The organism is Neobacillus niacini (genome assembly GCF_023715415.1).
Taxonomy (GTDB): domain Bacteria; phylum Bacillota; class Bacilli; order Bacillales; family Cytobacillaceae; genus Neobacillus; species Neobacillus niacini_C.
This window is the reverse complement of sequence record NZ_JAMBOB010000031.1, coordinates 1-1,619: the sequence shown is the minus strand read 5'-3', so window position 1 is coordinate 1,619 and position 1,619 is coordinate 1. Positions and strand designations below refer to the sequence as shown.

1 protein-coding gene is annotated in these 1,619 nt (G+C 30.9%); it reads left to right on the top strand.

Annotated elements, in window-relative coordinates; genetic code table 11:
• The first annotated feature begins 93 nt into the window (after positions 1-93).
• Positions 94-1,569: an IS1182 family transposase gene (locus M3189_RS26350; RefSeq protein ID WP_251639760.1), complete on the top strand. Its 1,476-nt coding sequence runs from the start codon at positions 94-96 to the stop codon at positions 1,567-1,569.
• The last annotated feature ends 50 nt before the right edge of the window (positions 1,570-1,619 follow it).

The following is a 1,619-nucleotide window of genomic DNA, read 5'->3' as shown; positions in this document are numbered from 1 at the left end:
ACGTGAGTCTGTCTAACAATTGTCACTTTTCCCAACTTGTCCGATAGGAAAACACATACTATTGTCGAATTTATAGTATAAGGAGATGATTGTATGCCATATATTCTTGGTGAGGATAGAAATCAGTTGAATTTATTACCGAATACATTGGAAGATTTTGTTGATGAAGAAAATCCAGTTAGAGTAATTGATGCATACGTAGACAGCTTAAACTTAGAGGAACTTGGTTTCGTTGTTTTTTCAGGTTCTAAAGCTGGACAAAAACCTTATAGAAGACAGGATCTCCTTAAATTATATTTATATTGCTATATGAATAAAATCAGGTCATCTCGTTTGATGGAAATCGAGGCAACTAGAAACATAGAATTAATGTGGTTGATTGGGAAAATTAAACCTGACCATGGTACCATATCATCGTTTATGAAAATGAACAAAAAAGCTATTAAGCAGTTGTTTAAAGAATTTACGCTTATGTTAAAAGGATTTGGTCTTATTGATGGCACCCTTGTCGCTATTGACGGAACAAAGATAAAAGCAAGTAGCGCAAAAAATAAACATTATAATGAAAATATTATTAAAGAAAAATTAGGATACTACGAAGCAAAAATTGAGGAATATATCAGCGGTGTTTTAAATACAACGGATGATGAAAGTATGAAGCAAAAAATTAATGATAAAATTGAGCGTTATCAAGAAAGAATAAAGATGTTAAACGACATTAAAGAAGAGCTTAAAGATCAAGGAAAGAAACAAATTTGCTTAACTGATACAGATGCAAAATCGATGAAGAACAACGGGAAATTTGAGGTTTGCTTTAATGTTCAAGCAGCTGTAGACAATAAAAATAAATTAATTGTGGACTTCGATGTAGTAAATGATGTTAATGACCAAGGTCAATTATCAAACATGGTTAAAAAAGTAAAGGAAGTATTTGAGGATCACAATATTACAGCTTTAGCTGATACAGGTTATTTTAATATGTCTGAAATAGTAGATGTAGTTGATGAACAGACCGAAATTCTAATTAAACCTCAAAAAGGTAAACAACAAAAGGTTGAAAACGGATTTGATAAATCAAACTTCAAATATGATCAAGTAAATGATGTTTTTAATTGTCCAATGGGTTATTGCGTAAATTTCAAATGGAATGGAAAGCAAAACGGGAAAGATTTCAAACGTTACACGTGCGTAAACTTTAATGAATGCGGGAAAAAGGAGTTGTGCACTTCTGCAAAAGGCGGCAGGTCAATAGTTAGGTTTAAAGATGAAGAAATCATTGACCAGGTTACTGAAAACACCATAAAAAAGGATTACATATACAGGAAAAGGGGTTCGATTATAGAGCATCTTTTCGGAACCATTAAACGACATTTTGGTTATACATATTTTTTAACAAGAGGGCTTGAATCAGTAAACACTGAGGTAAGTCTTATTTGTCTTACTTATAATTTTAAAAGAATGATAAATATTATCGGGGTAAAGGAATTCATAAGTAAATTAAAGGGGGATTTGTCCCCCTTTTTTAATGACTTTTGTGATTTTAATTATTTTTGTCATAAATATTCATGATTTTTTTAGTACTTTATAAAATTATAAATAATTGTTAGACAGACTCACGT

Bases quoted from the DNA above. Each gene is read 5' to 3' on its own strand.
- M3189_RS26350 (WP_251639760.1), top strand. From the start codon at position 94: ATGCCATATATTCTTGGTGAGGATAGAAATCAGTTGAATTTATTACCG.